The sequence below is a fragment of the Streptomyces sp. NPDC058000 genome, assembly GCF_042886435.1.
Classification (GTDB): domain Bacteria; phylum Actinomycetota; class Actinomycetes; order Streptomycetales; family Streptomycetaceae; genus Streptomyces.
Genome location: NZ_JBHVQS010000007.1, coordinates 145,796 through 166,929, shown reverse-complemented (window position 1 = coordinate 166,929; position 21,134 = coordinate 145,796). Strand labels below are relative to the sequence as shown.

1 protein-coding gene (cut by a window edge) is annotated in these 21,134 nt (G+C 75.2%); it reads right to left on the bottom strand.

Annotated elements, in window-relative coordinates; genetic code table 11:
* Positions 1–21,134, bottom strand: the 5' portion of a protein-coding gene (locus tag ACFVT2_RS10580) for an amino acid adenylation domain-containing protein (protein ID WP_390014805.1). 2,251 nt of this gene lie to the left of the window's left edge; 21,134 of the gene's 23,385 nt are visible here — the first part of the coding sequence; its start codon is at positions 21,132–21,134; the stop codon falls past the left edge of the window.

Here is a 21,134-nt window from a genome sequence, read left to right as displayed (position 1 = left end):
CGCAGCGGCCGGTCGTCGGCCGTGCTGAGCGCCTCCCCGAGGCGGGCGGCCATCACCCGCAGCCGGTCCTCGCTGCGGGCGGAGAGCGGCACCACGACGGGTTCCGCCGGTCGGCCGGCGGTTACCGCGGGCGCCGGGGCGGCCGGCAGGTACTCCTCCAGGACCAGGTGGGCGTTGGCCCCGGTGGCCCCGAAGGAGCTCAGTCCGGCGCGCCGCGGGCCGTCCGTCGGCGCGGGCCACGCCTCGACCGCGCGCTGGAGCCGGAACGGTGTGCCGTCCAGGCCGAGCAGCGGGTTCACGGTCCGCGCGTGCAGCGAGGGCACCAGTGTGCGGTGGTGCAGTTGCAGGGCCACCTTGGTCAGGCCGGCAATCCCGGCGGCGGCCTCCGCGTGCCCGATGTTGGACTTCACCGACCCCAGCGCGCAGAACCCGGTGTCGTCGGTGTCCCTGCCGAAGGCGGTGGCCAGGCCCCGGATCTCGATCGGGTCGCCCAGCGAGGTGCCGGTGCCGTGCGCCTCCAGGTAGCCGAGGGACCGCGCGTCGACGTCCGCCGAGGCGAGCGCGGCGGAGATCACGGCGGCCTGGCCGACCGGGCTGGGCACGCTGAACCCGCTGACCGCACCGGCGTGGTTGACCGCGGACCCGGCGACGACGGCGTAGATGTGGTCGCCGTCGGCCTCCGCGGCGGCGAGGGGCTTGAGGACCACCGCGCCGACGCCTTCCGCGGACACGTAGCCGTCCCCGCCCTCCCCGAAGGAGCGGCAGCGGCCGTCCGAGGAGTGCATGCCGACCGCGCCGTAGGTGCGGTACTTGCCGGGGTGCAGTGAGAGGTTGACGCCGCCCGCGAGGGCCACCTCGCACTCCCGGCGGCGCAGGCTCTCCACCGCCAGGTGCAGCGCGGTGAGCGAGGAGGAGCAGAGGGTGTCCACCGTCATGCTCGGGCCGTGGAAGTCGCCGAAGAAGGAGACCCGGTTGGCGATCTGGCCCTGGTTGAGGCTCAGCGGAACCGGCGTGGCCGCCTCCGCCGCCACCAGGGTGTAGTCCTTGTGCATGGTCCCGGCGAACACACCGACCGCGCGGCGCCGGTCCGGCCCCTTGGCCTCGGCGAGGGTGGCCGGGGTGTACCCGGCGTCCTCGATCGCCTCCCAGCAGGTGCGCAGGAACCAGCGTTCCTGCGGGTCGGTGATCTCCGCCTCCGGGCGGGAGATCCGGAAGAAGTCGGCGTCGAACCGGTCGACGTCGTCGAGGAATCCGCCCCAGCGGGACTCGGTGTCCCCGGCGGGTGTCCAGCGCCCGGCCGGCACCTCGGACACGCTGTCCCGGCCCGCCTTGAGGTTCTCCCAGAAGTCCACGAGGTCCGCGGCGCCGGGGTAGTGCCCGGCCATGCCGACGATCGCGAACCGCTCGGTGTCCCCGGACGGCAACCGGCGCCGCTGCAACCGCGGTCGGGCCAGCGGCACCCGCGTCGCGCCCGCGCCGCCGCTCCGGCCGGCCAGGATCGCGTGGGCGTTGGTGCCGCCGTCGGCGAAGCTGGAGACGGCGGCGACCAGCGGCGCGTCCGGCCAGGGCGTGAGCGTGCGGGCGAACCGCAGCGGCACCGCTTCGAAGTCGAAGTGGGCGAGCGGTTCCTGGCCGCTGAGGAACGGCACGATCTGGCGGTTGCGCAGCATCAGGACGGCCTTGAGGACGCCGGCGATGCCTTCCGCGCACTGCGGGTGGCCGATGTTGGGCTTGACCGAGCCGAGCGAGCAGGGGGTGTCGGAACCGGCGCGGTAGACGGCCGCGATCGCCTTCAGTTCGATCAGGTCCGGGACCTGGGATCCGGCCGCGTGGGTCTCGATGTAGGCGACGTCGTCGGGGGCGACCCCGGCCCGGGCCAGCGCACGGGCCATCACCCGCTGCTGTGCGGCCGGGTTGGGCGTGGCCGGTCCGGCGGTCCGGCCGTCGTTGTTGACCGCCACGCCCTTGATCACCGCGTGCACCCGGTCGCCGTCGGCCTCGGCCGCGGCGAGCGGCTTGAGCAGGAGGACGCCGACGCCCTCGGCGGGCGTGAAGCCTTGGGCCCGCCGGTCGAACGCGTGGAACTCCGGCCCGGTGTTGAGCAGCCCGCGGCGGTCGAAGAGCCGGTGCCCGTCGGCGTTGGGGAGCAGCGTGATCCCGGCGACCACGGCCGCCTCGACGTCGCCGGAGCGCATGGCCTGGACGGCGTGGTGCAGGGCGACGAGCGCGGAGGAGCAGGCGGTGTCCACGACCGTGCTGGGGCCTTGCAGGTCGAAGTAGTGGGAGAGGTTGGCGGCCAGGTAGTTCTGGCCGATCGCGACCACCGGGTTGCGGCTGCGGCCCAGCGTCACGTCGTCCGGGGCGTGCCGGGTGCGGCCGCCCACGTAGACGCCGATCTCCCGGCCCTTCAGCTCGGCGGGGCCGTAGCCGGCGTCGCAGAACGCGAACAGGGCCTCCTCCAGGAGCAGCAGCGCCTGCGGGTCCATCGCGGCGGCGTCGCTGTCGGAGAGGTGGAAGTGGGCGGGGTCGAATCCGTCCAGGTCGATCAGGCCGGCGGTGTATCCGGTCTCGCCGCCCCAGCGGCGGGCCGGCACCGGGGCGATCGCCGAGCGTCCCGCGCTGAGCAGCTGCCAGTAGGCGTCCAGGTCGGGGGCGCCGGGGAAGCGGCCGGACATCCCGATGACCGCGACGTCGAACGGTCCGCCGTCGGACGCCTCCGGTCGCGGGGCCGGCATGGGGGCGGACGCCGGGACGGGCACCGTAACGGCGGCCGGAGCCGGGGCGACGGCGGCAACTGCAGGGTGAACAGCGGCAGTTGGGGCCGCCGGTGCCGGTGCCGTGCCGAAGGTCCGGGCCAGGGCCGGGCCGTGGTGGGTGGCCAGCCAGGCGGTGAAGGACTCCACGGTGGGGTGCTCCACGAGGACCGACGGGTCGAGCTCGACGCCCAGTTCCCCGCCGACCCGGCGCAGGATCTGCACCATCATGATCGAGTCGGTGCCGTAGTCGGCGATCGGCACGTCGGCCGCGAGGCGCTCGCGGTCGAAGCCCAGTTGCTCGGCGAGCAGGCCGAGCAGCCAGGTCCCGGCCTCCTGCGCCTCCTGCGTCGCCTCCCCGGTCCCGGTCGCCGGCGCCCCGCCGTCCCGCGCACCGGCCGCCGCCGCGACCGCGGGGCGGGCCGGCGCCGGGGCGGCCGGCCGGCGGTTGCGCAGGGCGCGCGGTGTCCAGTCCGGGGCGACGATCGCCGGCAGGACCACCGGTCCGGCGCCGGTGGACAGGATGTGGTCGAGCAGGCGCAGGCCCTCGGCCTCGGAGAGTTCGCCCAGGCCGGTGGCCTGGTAGCCGGGCCCGGGCCGCTCGCTGCCCATGCCGACACCCCGCCAGCTGGGCCAGGCCACGCTCACCAGGGGCAGCCCGTGCGGCGCGCGGCGGGCGACGGCGTCCAGGTGCGCGTTGGCCATCGCGTAGTCGCTCTGCCCGACCGCCGCCGCGGGGACCATCGAGGCGACCGAGGAGAACAGCACACCGAACCGCAGCGGGTCGCCGGCGAGCGCGTCGACCAGGGCGTCGAGTCCGGACGTCTTCGGCGCGAGCACCGCCCGCACCGCCTCAGTCGGTTTGCTGACGAAGGCGAGGTTGTCCCGGTCGACGAGCCCCGCGGCGTGCAGCACACCGCCGATCGGCCCGTACTCGCGCCGGATCCCGGCCAGCGCCTCCCGGACCGCGGCGGCGTCCTCGCCCAGGGGCAGCGCGAGGACCCGCAGCCGGACCCCGTCGCGCTCCAGCGCCCGCAGTCCGCCGAGCTTCCGCCCGAGCGCGGTGTCCGGGCCGTAGCGGTCCCAACTCTCGCGCGGCGGAAGCTGCTCGCGCCCGGTCAGGACGAGGGTGCGGGCGCCCCAGGCGTCGACGGCGTGCCGGGCGAGCGCCAGGCCGATGCCCCGGGTACCGCCGGTGATCAGCAGCGGCTCGTCGGCCGGGAAGCGGACCGGGGCGCCGGTGGCGGCCGGCAGCTCGGCGAGCACGGACCGGTGGCGGGTCCCGTCGCGGTAGGTGACGTCGCAGTCGTCGCCGCCGTCGGCCAGTTCCCGGGCGAGCAGCGCGGGCAGGTCGGGGTCGGCGGGGTCCGCCTCCAGGTAGCGGGAGCGGATCCGGCCGTACTCGCTCTGGAGCATCCGGTAGAGCCCGGCCCTGGCGTCCCCCGTGCCCACGCCGAGCAGCAACGCCGGCCGTCCGGCCATCCGTTGGAGCACCGGCAGCCAGTCCGCGAGCGCGACGCCGCCGAGGTCGACCAGCGCCTCGAACCGGTCGTCGAGCTCGGCCACGGATCCGACCGGTACCGCGCCCGGCAGGGCGTCGGCGAGGCGGCGGGCGGCCGGCCCGGTGCCGAGGACGGCCACCGCGGCCGGCGGCCGGCCGGGGGTGGTCTCGGCGGGCTCCCACTCCCGGGTCAGCAGCCGGGTCCCGTCGGGTGCCGGGACGCCGGCCGGCCGCCGCTGCGCGGCGAACACCTCGCCGAACGCGTCCGGTTCGGCGACCGGGCGCCACACCTCGTCGTAGCCGGATTCCCGGAGCACCCGCTGCCAGCCGGCCGCGGTGAGGATCGGCGCGCCGGGGATGCGGACGTCCTCGTCGTCGTAGCGCCACCAGCCGTCCAGGAGGCCGAAGGTCAGGGTGAGCACCGCGGACTTGCGGGTGACCTCGTTGATGACGAGGACGCCGCCGGGGCGCAGCGCGGCGGCCAGATTGCGCAGGACGAGGCGGATGTCCTGGGTGGCGTGCAGCACGTTGGTCGCCACGATCACGTCGCAGTCGCCGCCGGTGAGCTGCTCGCCCGCGCCCGGCTGTTCGACGTTCCACCGGCCGTAGCGCAGGTAGCCGCGGCCGGGGCCGAAGCGGCGCTCCGCCTGGTCCAGGAAGGCCGGGGAGAGGTCGGTGTACCAGTACTCGACGCGGTCCGCGTGGGCGTCGAGGCGGGGCAGGACGACGGCGGTGGTGCCGCCGGTACCGGCACCGACCTCGGCGAGGCGGACGGTGGCCCGGGGGTCGTCGGCGAGGCGCTCGCGCACGGCCGCCGCGGTCACCTCGGCGACCACGTCGTTGAGCCGGTCGGCGACCGCGTTGCCCTGGTACACCGCGGTGAGCTTGGCCATGGAGCCGCCGGGGAACAGCACGTCGGTCGCGGGCACCGCACCGGACAGGATCCCGGGCAGCTGGTCGATGCACTCCTCGACCAGGGAGAGCTGCGCGTTCCAGTACGGGTCGGCCGCGAAGCGCGCCCGGACCGCCGGCCAGGCGGTGGCGTGCGCCGGGGGCTGCCCGGCCGCCAGCTCCAGGACGCCGTCGGCCAGCCGGGTCAGGCCCGCGGCGGTGAGCAGCCGTGCGGCCTCGTCCAGCCAGCGTCGGTACTTGTCCAGGACGGACATCCGCCGGGCCAGTTCGGCCACCGGCTCGGTGCGCCCGTGCGCGAACGCGCCGGCGGTACGGAGCCGTTCCAGCAGCCGGCCGGCGATCAGCCGGTCGAGTTCTTCCGCGGACAGGGCCGCCGGGGCCGGGGCGGCGGGCAGGTGGGTGCCCTCCCTGAGCCGGCCCAGTCCGCCCGCGGGCACGGTCTGCGGGCGGTGCTGCGCCGGGACGCCGTCGGCGGCGGGGGCGGGGGCGGGGGCGGCGTCGAACGCGTGCGGGAACCGCTCGGCCAGGTGGGCCGCCAGGTCGCGGACGGTGGTGTATTCGAAGAGCAGCGTGGGGGCCAGTTCCTGGCCCACGGCGTCCTGTACCGCTTCGACCAGGCCCAGCACCTGCACGGAGTCGATGCCCAGTTCGTAGTAGCCGGAGGTCACCGGGATCGACTGCGGTGCGCGGCCCAGGTGTGCGGCCAGCAGGCGCCGGAGGAAGTCCTGCGCGCGGGCGGTGGCGGGCGCGCCGGGGAGCGTTCCCCCGGCGGCCGGCGCTCCCGGCTCCGCCGCACCGGCGGCGGGCGCCACGGCCTTGCTGGACAGCTCGGACAACTCGGCCACCTGCCGGCCCTCCTGGTCGAAGAAGTCCACGGAGAGCCGGACGACCTCGCCGCGGCGGCTCACCGAGGAGCGGCGTACCCGGGCCGTGCAGCGCTCGGTCAGCGGTCCGGTCGTGCGGAACGAGGACAGGTGCAGCGGCAGGAACGCCCGGCCGTCGGTGTCGAGCAACGCACCGGCCGCGACCGTCCCGCCGAGCAGCAGGGCCGGGTGCACCAGGAAGTCGCCCGGTGCGGCGGTGAGTTCGGCGGCCAGTTGCTCCTGGTCGGTGCGGACCAGGCCGTCGGCGCGCGCCGCGCCGCGGTAGTGCTGGCCGTTGCCGGCGTCCCGGTCGTACGTGTCGGCCAGCGGCCTGGGGGTGTCGTGCGGGTGGCTCACCAGCCGTTCCCGGAAGACCGGCGGGTCGGTCACCTCGACCTCGGCCGTGGCGTAGGGCTCGCCGTCGGTCACGGTGACCTGCCACCGGCCGGCCCCGGCCGGGGTGCAGCGGACCTCCGCGGCCACCGGCCGGTCGGTGACGTCCAGCGGTCGCAGTGCGGTGAGGTTGCGGACCGTCACCCGCTCGACCGGGTGCCCGTGGTCGCGGAACACCCCGGCGATGAGGTCGAGGTAGGCCAGTGCGGGCAGCAGGAACCGGCCCTGCACCTGATGCCCGGCGATGACCGGGGTCGCGGTGGAGAGCAGCACCTCGCCGCGTGGCGGGGCGTCCTTCGGTGCCGGGGGCGGGGCGGGGCGGGTGCGCACCGCGTCGGCGGCGGGCAGCCAGCAGCGTTCGCGGGCGAACGGATAGCCGGGCAGCGGGATCAGCGGACCGTCGCCGGGCCCGTCGAGCTGCGCGCCGCGGACCCAGGCGGCGGCCAGTTCCCGCGGGGTGCGGTCCGCGGCCGGTGCGGCGGAGCGGACCGCGGTGCCGGTCAGGACCTGCGGTGCGGGCGCGCCCGCCAGGTGCCGGTCGAGCGCGTCCAGGAGGTCGGCCACGCCGTCGAAGACCACGGCGAGGCGGTGGGCCATCGGCTCACGGGTCCGGAGCGTCGCGGCGAGCGCGGCGGGGTGCGTGTCCCGTCCCTCGCCGCGGAGGAACTCGGCGATCTGCGCGGTGTGTTCGGTGAGCCGCTCCGCATCGCGTGCGGAGAGCACGCAGACGTACGGCGGCTCCGGCGCGGGGGGCTGCGTGGGTGACACGAACTCCTCCAGGATCACATGGGCGTTGCTGCCGCCCGCGCCGAACGCGCTGATGCCGGCGGTGCGGGGCAGCGGACGGCCCGCGGCGTCGGTGCGCGCCGCCCAGGGGGCGAGTTCGCGCTGGAGCCGGAAGGGGGTGGCGTCCAGGTCGAGGTGCGGGTTGAGGCGGTCGGCGTGCAGCGAGGGCACCAGTTCCCGGTGCCGCAGCTGGAGCAGGACCTTGGTCAGCGCGGCCATGCCGGCGGCCGACTCGGCGTGGCCGATGTTCGACTTCACCGAGCCGATCGGGATGCGCACCCCGTCCAGGTCGTGTCCCTGGAAGGCGCGGGCCAGGCCGCTGATCTCCACCGGGTCGCCGAGCGAGGTGCCGGTGCCGTGCGCCTCCAGGTAGTCCAGTTCCGCGGGGGTCAGACCGGCCCGGGACAGCGCCTCGCCGATCATCACCCCCTGGGACCGGGGGTTGGGCACGCTGAAGCCCTTTCCGGCGCCGCCGTGGTTCACCGCCGTGGACCTGACCACGGCGAGGATGCGGTCACCGGCCGCCTCGGCCGCGGAGCGCCGCTTGAGCAGCACCGCCCCGGCGCCCTCGGCGGGCACGTAGCCGTCGCCGCCCTCGCCGAAGCTGCGGCACCTGCCGTCGGTGGACAGGAAGCCGCCCTTGGCGAGTTGGAGGTACTTCAGCGGGTGGCTGGAGACGTTGACACCGCCGGCCACCGCCGCCTCGCAGTCCCCGTCCCGGATCGCCTGGCAGGCCAGGTGGAGGGCGGTGAGCGAGGACGAGCACATGGTGTCGAGGGCGATGCTCGGGCCGTCGAAGTCGAAGAAGTAGGACACCCGGTTGGCCACCGAGGCGTACGACGACGAGGTGGCGGCGCCGTCGCCGCGCAGGGCTTCGTCGACGCCGTACAGCTGGTAGTGGCCGTACATCAGGCCGACGAAGACGCCGGTGCGGACCGTGGACAGGGCCGCCCGGGAGGTGCCCGCGTCCTCCAGGAGGTGCCACACCGTTTGCAGGAAGATCCGTTCCTGCGGGTCGATGTGCTCCGCCTCGACCTGGGACATGCGGAAGAACATCGGATCGAACGACGCCACGTCGGAGAGCCAGCCGCCCCACTTGGCATACGTCTTGCCGGGGACGTCGCGGTCCGGGTCGTAGAACCGGTCGTGGTCCCAGCGGTCGTGCGGCACCTCCTCGATGCAGTCCCGGCCGGCGCGCAGATTGCGCCAGAACTGCCACAGGTCGTCGGCCTGCGGGTAGCGGCCGGCCACCCCGACGATCACGATCTCGTCGGCGGGGTCGGGCGCGGTTTCGCGCCCGGGTTCGGGCACGGTGGCGTGCACGGCCGGACCGGGGACGGCCGCGGCGGGGACCACTGCCGCGGCGGTCGCAGCCGCACCGGGGAGCGTGCCCACCGCCGCCACCGCGGCCGTCTCGGCAGCGGTCTCGGCAGCGGTCTCGGCAGCGGTCTCGGCGTGCGGTGCGGACGCCGTCCGGGGGGCGGCCAGGTCGCGCACCGCGGCGGGGTGCCGTTCGGCCAGGTACGCCGCCAACTCACCGATCGTCAGGTACTCGAAGAACAGCGTCTTGGACAGCGGGCCGAAGCGCTCCTCCAGTGCCCGGGTGAGGCTCAGCACCAGCAGCGAGTCGACTCCGTAGTGGTCGAACGGCTCGTCCTCCGCGACGTCGTCGAGCGGCATCTTCAGCTCGGCGGCCAGCAGTTCGCGCAGGAACGCGGCGGCGGTGGGACGGAGCGCACCGCCGTCCGGGTCCGGCCCGGCCGGGGTGGCCGCCAGGGGAACCGGCTCCGGCGCGGGCTCGGCGGGGCGCCGGCGCAGGGCCTCGGTGATCCGCCCGCGGTCGCCCGCGGTGAGCAGGACCCGGGAGGCGCCGGTGGCCAGCGCGCCCTCCAGGGCGTCGAGTGCGGCCCCGGTCGGCAGTGGATCCATGCCGAACTCGCGCCGCATGCCCTGCCGGGCCTCGGCGGTGAGGGTCATGCCGCCGTCGCGCCAGAGCGACCAGTCCACCGTCAGGCTGCGGCCGGGGCGCCGCTCCAGATAGTGGTCGAGGAAGCTGTTGGCGAAGGCGTAGTCGGTCTGCCCGACGTTGCCGAACACCGCGGCGGTCGAGCCGAAGGCGAGGAGGTAGTCGGGGTCGTCCGCCCGGGTCGCCTCGTCCAGGTGGACCAGGCCCCGCACCTTGGGCGCGAGTACCGCGTCGGCGTCCGCGCGGCTCTTGTGCAGCGCCAGCGAGTCCCGCAGCGTGCCCGCCGCGTGCACGACACCGGCGATCCGTCCGAAGCGGCGCCGGGCCTCGGCCACCACCCGCTCGACGTCGGCCCGCACGGCGACGTCGGCGCTCAGGTGCAGCCAGCCGTCCGGCAGGGGTTCGGTCGGTGCGGTCCGGCTGACCAGCACGATGCGGGCGCCGGGGTGCCGGGCGATCCGTTCGGCGACCAGCCGCCCCAGCTTCCCGGAACCGCCGGTGATGAGGTGCGCGCCGTCCCGGGCCAGTGGCGAGGCACCGGTCCCGGGGAGGTCGAGTTCGCGCCAGCCGCGGGCCGCGCGCCGACCGGTGCCGGTCCGCACCTCCGGTTCGCCGCCGGGGAGTTCGGCGAGCACCAGCGCGGCGAGCTCCCGGACGGAGGCGGTGGTGGAGCCGGTGCGGGCCAGCACGCTCATCCGGATCGCGGGGTACTCCTGGCCGATCGACCGGGCGAAGCCGTCGAGCGCGCGGTGCGCCGCCCCGGCGGCACCGGCCCGGTCGTCGTGGACGTACAGGTAGCGCAGCGGTCCGCCGCTTCCGGCGATCCGGGTCCGGCAGACGTCGAGGGCCGTGTGGAACCCGTCGCGCAGCGCCGCGTCGAGCCCGTCCCCGGTGGCGAGGTGGACGACGCACGAGGCGGTCTCCACGTCACCGACGCGTACCATCAACTCCGGTGCGAGGAGCGCGAGTTCGTCGCGGAGCGCCTGGGCGCGGCCGTCCCCGGTGTCGAGGACGGCGAGCGGTCCGGTCGCGGTCCGCGGGGCGGGTTCGGGTGCGGTGTCCGTCTCCTGCCACACCGGCTCGAAGGCGTGCACCGCGGGCTCGGTCTGCGGTACGGCGCGCAGGGTGAAGCGCTCGATGCGCGCCACCACGGTGCCGTCGGGGGCGGCCAGGACGATACGGAAGACCTGGGCGTCCGCGCGGCTCTCCACCGCCTCGGCGTGCACCAGGCACTCGGCCGGCAGTTCGCCGAAGAGCTGCACCGATCCGATCGAGTAGGGCAGGTGCGGTGTCGAGCCCGCCACCAGCCAACCGGCCGTCTGGAGTGCTCCGTCGAGGAGCGAGGGGTGGAACGCGTACGCGCCGTTCTCGGGGCGGCGCAGCCGCGCCAGGGCCTCGCCGTCACCGAGCGCCAGTTCCTCGACGACCTGGAAGGCCGGGCCGTACCGGAAGCCCAGGGTGTGGAAGTAGGCGTAGGTCTCCTGCCGGGTCCGGTGCCGGTGGCACCGGGCGCGCACCGCGGCCGGGTCGATCCGGTCGGGGGCCGGCGCGGCGTCCGCGCCGGGCGCGTCGAACACCACCCGACCGCGGGCGTGCGGGCGCGTCCCGACGATCTCGAACGCGCCGGAGGGCGCCACCGCCACCCGCAGGTCCTTGTGCCGGCCGGGCCGGAGGGCGACCGGCGCGGCCCAGACGATGTCGTCGATCCGCCGGACCGCGGCGGCGCCGTGCGCCCGCTCGCCGGCGAGCCGCGCCATCTCCAGGTACACCACGCCCGGCAGCACCCGCTCCTCCCCGACCTGGTGGTCGGCGAGGTAGAACTCCGCCCCGGTGAGCCGCTTGGCGAAGACCGCCTCGCCGAACGTCGAGACGTTCTCGTCCAGCAGTGCGGCACCGTCGGCCGGGGCCGGGGCGACGCTCGGAGCACGGCCGTCGGCCGGGGTCGGGGCCGGTGCGTCGACCCAGTGCCGGGTCGGCTCGAACGGGTAGGTGGGCAGCCCGATCCGGCGGGCCGGCGGCAGTGCGGACCAGTCCACGTCCGCGCCGTCGGTCCACAGCTGGGCCAGGGACGCGAGGTCCCGCTCGGCCGACAGCGCGCGGACGAAGTCCTGCCAGGCCGCGCCGCGCGAGGCCGCGGTGCGGCGCCGGTCACCGCTCACCCGGGCGCGCAGCGCCCCCGTCCCGGCTCGGCCCTCGGCGCCGGCGTCCAACTGCGCCAGCAGTTCGGTGCGGCCGCGGGCGACGAAGGCGAGCCGCTCCTCCATGGCCTCCCGGCCGGTGCGCAGGGTGAAGGCGACATCGGCGGGCGCGGGCTCGGTGCGCCGGACGAAGGCGGCCAGCCGTCGGGCCTGCTCCCGTAGGCCGCGCTCGGTCCGGGCGGACAGGACGAACAGGTCCTCCTCGGCCCGGTCCGGACCGTGCGGTACGGCCGGCGCCTCCTCGATCACCACGTGCGCGTTGGCGCCGCCGAAGCCGAAGGAGCTGACGCCCGCGCGGCGGGGCAGCGCGGTGCCGTCGTCGGCCACGGGTGCGGACCAGGGCCGGGTGGTGTCGACGATCTCGAAGGGGCTCCCGTCCAGTTCGAGGTAGGGGTTGCGCTCGCGGAAGTGCAGGCTGGCCGGGAGGGTGCGGTGCTGGAGTGCGAGCACGACCTTGAGCAGTCCGGCGATCCCGGCGGCGGCTTCCAGATGGCCGATGTTGGTCTTCACCGAGCCGATACCGCAGCTGGGTCCGGTCACCTCGGCGTCGCCGCGCAGCCGCCCGAACGCCTCGGTCAGACCGGCGATCTCGATCGGGTCGCCGAGTGCGGTGCCGGTGCCGTGCGCCTCGATGTAGCCGACGGTGCGGGGGTCGATGCCCGCCGCCCGGTAGGCCGCGACGAGCAGGTCGGCCTGCGCGCCGGGGTTGGGCGAGGTGAGCGAGGTGGTGCGGCCGCCGTGGTTGACCGCGGCCGCCTTGATCACCGCGGCCACCCGGTCACCGTCCCGGCGTGCGGCCGCGTGGTCCCGCAGCACCACCACGCCCACGCCCTCACCGCGCACGTAGCCGTTGGCGGAGGCGTCGAACGCCTTGCACCGGCCGTCCTCGCTGAGCATCTCGTTGCGGCTGAGGGCGGTGTAGAGCCCCGGGTCGAGGATCAGGCTGACGCCGCCCGCGATCGCGAGGTCGCAGGTGCCGTCGCGCAGCGCGGTGACCGCCTGTTGCACGGCGGTCAGCGAACTGGAGCAGGCCGTGTCCACCGCGACGCTGGGGCCGCGCAGGTCCAGGAGGTACGAGATGCGGTTCGGGATGATCGACTGGGCGGCGCCGGTGAGGGTGTGCGGTTCGGCCGTCCGTCCGGCGGCCCGCTGCACCTCGGTGTAGTCGGAGTTGGTGGTGCCGATGAAGACGCCGACGCGCCGGCCCGCGAGGTCCGAGGCCCGGTATCCGGCGTCCTCGATCGCCGACCACACCGCTTCGAGGAGCAGGCGCTGCTGGGGGTCCATCAGCTCGGCCTCGCGGGGCGAGATCGCGAAGAAGGCGGCGTCGAAACGGTCCACGCCGGAGAGGAATCCGCCCCAGCGGGAGCGGGAACTCCCGGTGTGCGCGCGCCAGTCCCAGCGGTCGGCGGGGATCTCGGTGACCAGGTCCCGGCCCTGCGCCAGGTTCTCCCAGAACTCCGTGAGATCGGCGGAACCGGGCAGTCGGCCGGCCATGCCGACGATCGCGATGTCGCCGGTTCCGGTGCGGTCGGCGGCGGCCGGGGCGCTGCCGGCCGCGGCCCCGGCGGGCGCGGTAGGCGCGGCGGGCGCCGGGCCGCCGGTCCCGGCCGGCGGGGCCTCCTCGCGCGGTACGTCGCCGCGGCCGGCCCCGGCCAGGTGGGCGGCGACCGCGGAGACGGTCGGGTAGCGGTAGAAGAGCGTCGGCAGCACTTCGGTGCCGTACCGCTCGCTGATCCGGGTGCTGAGCGCGGTGAAGCTGACCGAGTTCATACCGAGTTGGCCGAGCGGGACGTCCGGGGGGACCTGCCCGGGGTCCGTGCCGAGGAGGTCCGCGATCAGCTCGGTCAGCTCCGCGGTACGGACCGCGGGGCTCTCGGGGGCGGCCGCCGCGCGCACCGGGGCCGCCGGGTGTCCGGGACGTTCCGGGGCGGCCGCCGCGCCCAGCTCGGCCAGGGGCGCGGCGGTCAGTCTGCCGCGGTCCACCTTCCCGTTGAGCGTCTGCGGCAGCGACGCCACCGGGAGGAGGACCTCGGGGACCATATGCGGGGGCAGCCACCGGGCCAGCGCCTCGCGGGGCGGCAGCGCGGCGCCGCCGTCGAGCACCAGGAAGGCGTACAGGACGTTCTCGCCGCCGGTGCGGCGCGCGACCACGGCGGCCTCGCGGACCCCGGTCTGCGTGCGCAGCACCGCCTCGATCTCGCCCGGTTCGATCCGGAAGCCGCGGACCTTCACCTGGGCGTCGAGCCGGCCCAGGTACGCGATCCGACCGTCGGGCAGGGCGCGCACCAGGTCGCCGGTGCGGTAGCGGCGGACGCCGTCGGTGGTGACGAACCGTTCCGCGGTCAGCTCCGGGCGGCCCAGATAGCCGGTGGCCAGGCCCGCGCCCCCGATGTGCAGCTCGCCGGGCACGCCCGCCGGGACCGGCCGGCCCCGGGTGTCGAGCACATGCAGCTCGGTGTTGGCGATCGGGTGGCCGATGGTGACCCGCTCGCCGGGCACGAGCCGGCACACGGCCGACCAGATGGTGGTCTCGGTCGGCCCGAACATGTTCCACACCTGACCGGCGCGGGCCAGCAGTTGCTCGGCGGTGTCCTGGTCGAGGGCCTCTCCGCCGCACAGCACCTTCAGCGCGGGGTTGCCCGTCCAGCCGGCGGCGAGCAGCATCTTCCAGGTGGCGGGGGTGGCCTGGACGACCGTGGCCGGGCTGGCGTCGAGCAGGCGGCGCAGCAGGACGCCGTCCCGGGCGACCTCGGTGGGCACGAGCTCCACCCGGCCGCCGGTGATCAGCGGCAGGAACAGTTCCAGGGCGGCGATGTCGAAGCAGACGGTGGTGAGCGCCAGCAGGTGGTCGCCCGCCGTCAGACCGGGCTCCTCGGCCATCGAGAGCAGCAGGTTGGCCAGCGCCCGGTGCGGTACCTGGACGCCCTTGGGGCGGCCGGTCGATCCCGACGTGTAGATCACGTACGCGGCATCGTGCGCGGTCGGCCCGGCACCCTCCCCCGGCCGGGACCCGCCGACGGTCGCCGCGGTCCCATCAGTCCCATCAGTCCCGTCGATGCCAACGATGCCGTCGTCGGCCGCGTCGACCGCCAGGACGGGGGTGCCGAGGTCGGGGTGCGTACCGGAGGAGCGCACCAGCAGCAGGTGGAGGCCGGCGTCCTCGGCCATGTACCGCAGCCGCTCGGCCGGGTAGCCGGGGTCCAGCGGTACGTAGGCGCCACCGGCCGCGAGCACGCCCAGCAGGGCGACGAGCAGGTCAGCGGACCGGTCGACCAGCACACCGACCCGGCGTCCCGGCGCGACTCCGCGGTGCCGGAGGCGGTCGGCGAGCGCGTCGGTCCGGGCCATCAGCTCCCGGTAGGTCAGCGTGGCGTCCGGGTCGGACACCGCGATCGCCTCGGGTGTGCGGCGGGCCTGCTCGGCGAACAGGGCGGGCAGGGTGCGGTCCTCGGGGTAGTCGCGCCGGACCCGCCGGTGCCGTTCCTGGGCCGCGCGCAGTTCGTCGGCGCTCTGGAGGGGCAGGCGGTCGACGGCGCGGTCCGGTCCGGCCAGGGCCGCGTCGAGCAGCACGCCGAAGTGCGCGCCGAGCCGCCGCACGGTGTCCTCGTCGAAGAGGTCCGGGTTGTACTTGAGGCAGTACCGGGCCCCCTCGGGCTCCTCGACGACCTCCAGCGTGACGTCGAATTCGCCTTCCTGGTGGACGCCGGGGAACACCCCGGACACCGGTGCGGTGTCGGTGTCGTCCTCCACCCAGTTCTGGAAGTAGAAGGCGGTGTCGAAGAGGCGGGACCCGCGCAGTTCCTGGGCGAGGGTCAGGAGCGGGTAGTCGCTGTGCTCCAGGGCCGCAAGGACGGTGTCCCGCGCGTCGCGCAGCAGGGTCCGGAAGTCCTGCTCCGGGTCGATGTCGTGCTTGAGGACGACCATGTTCATGAAGTAGCCGAGCACCTCGGCGTACTGCGGGGACGGGCGCCCGGCGACGGGGGTGCCGATCAGGATGCGGTCCTGCTGGGAGTAGCGGTGCAGCAGGGTGGCGTAGACCGCGAGCAGGACGGTGAAGAGCGAGGTCCGCTCCTCGGCGGCCAGCCGTCGGGCGGCCTGGATCTGCCCTGCGGTCAGCCGGCCTTCGACGGAGGCCCCGCGGTAGCTCGGCACGGCCGGGCGGGGGCGGTCCAGCGGGAGCTGGAGCGCGGGCAGGTCGCCGGAGAGCTGCCGCAGCCAGTGGGCACGCAGGCGGTCGCCGTGCTCCGAACCCAGCAGCTCCGTCTGCCAGTCGACGAAGTCGGCGAAGGTCGCGGACGGTGCGGTCGCCGGCGGGCGCCGCCGGTAGAACGCGGACAGCTCGCGCAGGAACACGGCGATGGACAGGCCGTCGAAGACGATGTGGTGGAAGGTGAGCAGCAGGACCCGCCGGCCGTCGGCCAGGGCGAACAGGGTGGCCCGCAGCAGCGGTCCGCGCGCCAGGTCGAAGGGCTCCCGGACCGCCGCCCGGGCCGCCTCGCGGACCTCGTCCGGGCCGCCGGTGCCCATCTCCCGTCGGCTGACGGTGAGTTGACGGGCGGGTTCGATGATCTGCTGGTCGCCGGTCACCCGGGCGCGCAGCTGGGGGTGCCGGTCGACCATCGACTGGAGCGCGGCGCGCAGGGCGGCTTCGTCGGTGTCCGGTGCGAGCCAGAACGCCAGCGGCAGGTTGTAGGCGTAATTGCCGGGGGCGGTCCGCTCGATCACGCTCAGCGCCCGCTGGCCCGCCGAGAGCGGGAAGGCGACCGCTTCCGGCCGGGGCTGCGGCGCCGGGGGCTGTTCTTCGCCGGGCCCGTCGCCGGTCAGTCCGGCGAGGTGGTCGGCGACGTCACGCAGGGTGGGGTGCTGGAGCAGGTCGCCCAGCCGGACCCGGAGGCCCAGCTCGTCCTCGATCGCCGCCGCGATCTTCATACCGCTGAGCGAGTCGAAGCCGTAGTCGGACAGCAGCCGCTCGGGGTCGGCCGGTTCGTCGAGTTTCAGGGTGGCCGCGACGATGTCGCCGAGCCGGGACAGCAGCCCCTGACCCGCCGCGGCGGCGTGGCCGGCCCGCAGACCTGGCAGCGGCGCCGGGTCGGCGGCCGGCGCGGTCGCCGGGGCCGCCGGGGCAGCGGCGGCGTTCGCCCCGATGATCACGTGCTGGCCGAGGGCCGCACCGCGGTCCAGGACCAGGGCGTCGCCGAAGCCCTCCTCGATCAGGAGCCGCTGCCAGGTCTGCGGGGTGGCCAGCGGGGCGTCCTTGATGCGCAGCTCCGGGTCGGTGAAGGCCCACCAGCCCTCCAGCACACCGCCGGTGACGGTGATGCTGCTGCGGATCGAGGTCAGCTCGTTGAGCACCAACCACCCGCCGGGGCGCAGCAGTTCGCGCGCCGTACGCAGGGTGCGGCGCAGGTCGCCGGTGGCGTGCACGACGTTGGTGGCCACCACGACGTCCGCGCTGCCGGGGGTGAAGCCCTGCTCGGTGAGGGGCCGTTCGAGGTTGAGCATGCGGAACCGGGTGAACGGGTGGCGGGCGCCGAACCGCTCCTCGGCGGCCTCCAGGAACTGCGGCGAGATGTCGGTGAAGACGTACTCGGCGCGGTCGGCCCAGGGGGACAGTGCGGGCAGGACGCGGTCCGTGGTGGCGCCGGTGCCGGCCCCGAACTCCACGACGCGCAGCCGCTGATCGGCGCCGAGTGCCGGCACCCGCCGTCGTGCGTGCTCGGCCACCGTCTCGGCGACCAGCGCGTTGAAGGAGTCGGTGAGCGGGTTGCCGCGGTAGAAGTCCTCGACCAGTTCCATCGACGCGTTCGGGAACATGATCTCGGTGGCGCCGACCTCGCCGCGCAGCACCTGCGGGTAGCTCCGCAGGAACAGCCGGGTCAGCTCCACCGTGGCCCTGATGTCCGGGTGGTCGGCGGCTATCCGGTCCAGTTCGCTTTCCCGGTGGTCCGCGGGGGTGCGGTCCCCGGCCGCGAGGACCTCGACGGCGTCGCCCCGGACGGCGAGGTGTCCGGCGTCGGCGAGGATGTTCAGCAGGGCTCCGTGCAGCCGGTGGTACTTGGGGACGATGCCGAGCCGGTCCGCGAGGCCGGTCACGCTCTCCCGCTCGCCGGGGCGGGTGAGGGCGCCCATCTGCCGGTAGACGTCGAGCAGCGCGGATTCGCAGAGCGCGGAGAGCCGGTCGTAGCCGACGAGGACGGCTACGGCGCCCGGGTCGGCGGGCGCCGGCGGGGCGATCCGGCCGGCCAGTGCCGAGGCGCGGTGGCCCAGCACCTCCAGGGCCTGCCGGTCGGCGCGGATCGGCATGACCTGGACCGGGCCGTGGACCAGCACCCGCTCCAGGGCGTCCAGCCCCTCGCGCACCGAGAACGCCTCGACGCCGTTGCGCCGGAAGATCTGTTGGAGGCCCGGCTGCGCTCCGGAGCCGACCAGGCCCCAGTAGCCCCAGTTGACCACCCGTACCGGGTACGGGAGGCGGGTGGACAGCGCCCGGCCGTAGGCGTCCTGGAAGGAACTGGCCGCCACGTAGGCGGCGTTGCCCGCGGCGCTCACGAAGGAGCCCACCGAGCTGAAGAAGGCGAGGAAGTCCAGGGGTTCGTCCCCGAGCGCGTCGGTCAGCGCGACCGAGCCGTCGATCTTGGCGGCGAGCGCCGTGCGCAGCTCCGGTTCGGTGAGTTCGGCGAGGGTGCTGGCGTTGAACGCCATGGCCGCGTGGAAGACGCCGTGCAGCGCACCGAAGTGCTGCCGGGCCTCGGCCAGCGCAGCGCGCAGTGCGGACGGGTCCGCGGCGTCGGCCCGCAGGTGCACCAGCCGGCCGCCCGCCGCGCGCACCCGCTCCGCGGTGGCCCGCTGTTCGGGGCCGAGGGGACTACGGCTGACCCAGACCAGATTGGCCTGGTACCGCTGGGCCAGCTCCTCCGAGAGGGCGCGGCCGATGCCACCGGTCCCGCCGACCAGGAGGTACGTGCCGCCGCTGCGGTAGGGCGAGCGGTCCGGCGCCGGCAGCGGGGTCTCGACCAGGCGCCTGACGTGCCGTCGGCCGGCCCGCAGCAGGACCGCCCGCCCGCCCGGGTCCGGGGGCTCCACGAGCACCGCGGCCAGTGCCGCCTGCGGATCGGTGTCGGTCACGTCGATGCAGGTGACGTCGAGGTCGGGGCGTTCGGCGGCCACGATCTGGGCCAAACCCAGGATCCCCGCCGCGTGCGGGTTGTCGTCGTACGCACCGCTGGTCACCACGGTGAGCCGGGTGCCGAGGCCGTGGGTGCGGAACAGTGCCAGCACGCCGTCGCGCAGCCCGGCGGCCACGTCGTCCGGCCGCCGCAGCCCGCCGAGGTGGTAGAGGTGCCGCACCGGGGCGGTGAGCACCGTCGCCGGGTCGTCCCGGTCGAGTCGGACCAGTTCGGCTCCGGGGTGGTGGCGCAGCAACGCCCGGGCGAGGGCGTCGGGTTCGCCGGCGGTGAGCACCGCGACCCGGTCGGTCTCTCGTGCGGCGGGGCGCGGGGCGGCGAGTGCCTCGGGGTACCAGACCGGCTGGTAGTAGCCGAGTTCCCGGCCGTCCGGCACCACCGGGGTGGTGACGGCCTCGGGTCCGGCGCTCGGCTCGGGCCCGGCCGCTCGGGGAGCGCGCGGCGCCCCGGGTGCGGGCAGCGCCGCCTGTGCGGGCAGCGGGATCCAGTAGCGCTTACGGGCGAAGGGGTACGTCGGCAGGCCGATCCGCCGGGCGCCGGTGGCGGGCCAGTGCGCCTGGACCCCTTCGGTCCACAGCCGGGCGGCGGTGGCCAGGTCGCCGTCGGCCAGGGCCCGCGCGAAGCGGTCCGGCGCGTCGCCGCCCAGCCCGCGGCGGGTGCGGCTGCTGTCGTTGAGCTCGATGCCGGTCTCGGTGCCGGTCTCGGTGCCGGTCTCGGTGCCGGCGGCCACCGCCCGCAGCACGTCGCGTGCCCGGTCCGGGCCGGTCGCCGGGAACGCGAGCCGGACGTCCAACTGCTCCCGCCCGACGCGCAGGGTGTGCGCGAGGTCGGCGAGGGAGATCGCCGGTCCACCGCCGGCCAGTTCGCGCAGCGAGGCCGTGCCGGGCACGGTGGTGTCCCGCCCCAGCCGCTCGCTCAGCGCGGTCAGTTCGGCCGCCGAGCAGCCGTGGTCGGCGAGTTCCCCGTCCGGGTCCAGGTCCTCCGGCCGGACCCGCAGGACCTCGGCGGCCACCTGGAGGCACCGCCTCAGGGCGCCGTCGTCGGTGGGCTGCCGGTCCAGGAAGTCGGCGAGTTCGCCCGCGTAGACCCGCAGCCGCTCCTCGCTGAGGGCGGACAGCACGATCAGTTCGGGGCCGGTGCCGTCCACGGTGGCCGCCCGGCTGCCGCGGTACTCCTCGACGACGAGGTGCGCGTTGGCCCCGCCGCCGCCGAAGGAGCTGATGCCGGCCCGGCGCGGCAGCTCCCGCTCCCGGCCGTCCGCGTCGCGCACCACCGGACGGGTCCAGGGTGCGGCTTCCTGCTGTACCCGGAACGGGGTGCCGGACAGGTCGATGTCCGGGTTCAGTTCGGCCGAGTGCAGGGAGGGCGGCAGGACGCCGTGCCGGAGCTGCATCAGCACCTTGGTCAGGCCCGCGATGCCGGCGGCCGACTCCAGGTGGCCGATGTTGGACTTCAGTGAGCCGATGGCGCAGCTGCCCGGGTCGGCACCGGCTGCGGTGCCGGTGCCGGTGCCGGTGCGGAACGCCTCGCGCAGCCCGGCGATCTCGATCGGGTCGCCGAGCGGGGTGCCGGTGCCGTGCGCCTCGACGTAGGTGACGGTGCGGGGGTCGATCCGGGCCCGGCGCAACGCGGCGCCGATCACCTCGGCCTGGGCCGCCGGGTTCGGCACCGTGTAACCGCTGGTCCGGCCACCGGCGTTGAGCGCGGAGCCCTTCAGGACGGCGTAGATCCGGTCGCCGTCGGCCTCCGCCTCGGACAGCGGCTTGAGGAGGACGGCGCCCACGCCTTCGCCGTCGACGAAACCGTCCGCCCCGGCACCGAAGCTGCGGCACCGGTCACCGCGGGAGATCATCTGGCGGTCGGCGAGCATGCCCAGGTGGAGCGGGTGCAGGATGAGGTTGACCCCGCCGGCGATCGCCACCCGGCACTCCCCGCGCCGCAGGCTCTCGCAGGCCAGGTGGATGGCGGTGAGCGAGGCCGAGCAGGCGCTGTCCACGGTGAGGCTCGGTCCGCGCAGGTCGAGGACGTAGGAGACCCGGTTGGCGAGGGACCAGTGGGCCGAGCGCGCGTGGGTGTGCACCCCGTACGCGCTGCTCTCCCCGGCCAGCAGCTCGTAGTCGTTGTTCATCACGCCGGCGAAAACACCCACCGGATTGCCGTCGCTCAATCCGCGCGGCCGATATCCCGCGTCCTCGACGGTCGCCCATGCCGTCTCCAGGAACAGCCGCTCCTGCGGGTCCATCTCCTCGGCGTCGGAGGGCGAGATCTGGAAGAGCAACGGGTCGAACTTGTCGACGTCGGAGAGCCAGCCGCCCCACTTGCTGTAACTGCGGCCGTCCTTCGCCTCGGGGTGGAAGTGCGATTCCACGTCCCAACGGTCGGCGGGTACCTCGCTGATGCAATTCCGACCCTCGGCGACATTGCGCCACAGCTCATCCGGTGTGCGGGCCGAGGGATAGCGCCCGGCCAGCCCGATGACCGCGATATCCGCGTCATCCGCGGTATCCGGAGCAGTGGGAGCGACCTGCTGTACGGCAGCCAGCATTTTCAGGAGAAGAGCACGCTTGTCGTCCAT